1 protein-coding gene is annotated in these 236 nt (G+C 40.7%); it reads right to left on the reverse strand.

The genetic code is table 11. The features are described 5' to 3' along the window. Positions 1-208: hypothetical protein (locus tag AOA61_RS31665; protein WP_218197294.1), on the reverse strand; the 208-nt coding region annotated here is incomplete at its 3' end. Between the last annotated feature and the right edge of the window lie 28 nt (positions 209-236).

The following is a 236-nucleotide window of genomic DNA, read 5'->3' on the forward strand; positions in this document are numbered from 1 at the left end:
CAGATCGATGTGCCCACGGACAGGCAGACGACCAGAGGAGACGATACCTTTCATTTTCAACAGGAATGTGGTCATCACCGTTTCCGAATGGCGTGATGAATCTATTTACCTGCCGTTTAAATGAACCATCCTTCGCAATTTCTTTCGGTTTTTTATTAACTGGAACATCGTCCACTTTTACTTCACATGTATCCCTTTCAGTTGTCATGAGATTTCCTCCTTATTTAATATAAATT

Source organism: Pseudomonas sp. 2995-1 (assembly GCF_002742505.1).
Taxonomy (GTDB): Bacteria; Pseudomonadota; Gammaproteobacteria; order Pseudomonadales; family Pseudomonadaceae; genus Aquipseudomonas; species Aquipseudomonas sivasensis.